1 protein-coding gene and 1 pseudogene are annotated in these 1162 nt (G+C 66.7%); both read left to right on the top strand.

The window, feature by feature from the left end:
• Positions 1 to 338: zinc-binding dehydrogenase (locus ACFWJO_RS40210; RefSeq protein WP_386873300.1), on the top strand; the 338-nt coding region annotated here is incomplete at its 5' end.
• Between the two features lie 11 nt (positions 339 to 349).
• Positions 350 to 1162 (top strand): annotated as a pseudogene (locus ACFWJO_RS40205) (hypothetical protein); the annotation flags it as partial.

Here is a 1162-nt window from a genome sequence, read left to right as displayed (position 1 = left end):
CCCACGCCGTCGAGTGCGCCGGCCATCCGGCGGCCTTCACAACGGCGTTCAACGCGACGTCGCCGGGCGGCAGGACCGTCACGGCAGGGCTTCCCTCGCCGGAGCAGACGGCGGAGATCTCACCGCTCACCATCACGGGTGAGGCCCGCACGATCATCGGCTCGTACCTGGGCACCTCCGTGCCCGCTCGCGACATCCCGCGATACGAGCAGATGTGGCGTGAAGGTCGGCTGCCCGTGGAGAAGCTCGTCTCCGCGACCATGCGGCTCGACGACATCAACGAAGCGATGGACCAGCTGGCCGATGGCCGTGCGGTCCGTCAGATCATCGAATACTGAAGGCCACGGACATGACGACTACTGCGCATCACTCGCTGGACGAGGAAGGCATCGGGGAAGTCTCCCCGCACTGGAAGGCAGGGCCCTTCCAGATCCGCCTGCCGTTCGTGCACTACCGCTTCGAGTGGCCGGACTACGTCCAGGGCCTCTTGATGTGCGCCGTGGACCTGGCGGCCATCCCTCTGATGATCGAACTGCTCGGCATGCCGTTCGAGGTGGCCCTCGCCGTCGTCGTGTTCAACGGCCTCCTGTACCTCACCCATCACCTCCTCGGTGACCCGGTGGTTCCCGGGTGGATCACCCCGGCGATCCCGCTGGTCATGGCCTACTGCTCAGCGTTCCCCGAGGGGGAGGAGCGTGTGCATGCACTCATCGCGTTCCAGTTCATGCTGGGCGTCTTCTCCATCACGTTGGGTGCGACGGGACTCGCCTCCAAGGTGGTCTCGCTGATCCCCTCCGCCATCAAGGCGGGCGTCCTGGTGGGTGCGGGAATCGCCGCCGTCCAGTCACTCTTCGTCGCCGGAGGGCGTTTCGAGACCTTCCCGGTCACCATCACGATCGCGGTGGGGATCGCCTTCCTCCTGCTCTTCTCCAGCCGGTTCACCGCGATGCGGACCAAGAACCCGATGTGGCGCACGATCGGCAACCTGGGCATCCTCCCGGTGATCCTCCTGGCCGTGGTCATCGCACCCCTGGCCGGCGAAGCGCCCTGGCCGACCATCGAGTGGGGGTTCAACACCCCGGACTTCGCAGGCCTCTTCGCCGGGTACACGATCTTCGGCATCGGCCTCCCGCCGGCCTCGATGTTCCTCACCGCGCTGCCC

It is taken from the genome of Streptomyces sp. NPDC127092 (genome assembly GCF_042722475.1).
Lineage (GTDB): Bacteria > Actinomycetota > Actinomycetes > Streptomycetales > Streptomycetaceae > Streptomyces.
The sequence above is the reverse complement of the archived record's forward strand: the minus strand, read 5'-3'. Positions and strand labels throughout refer to the sequence as shown.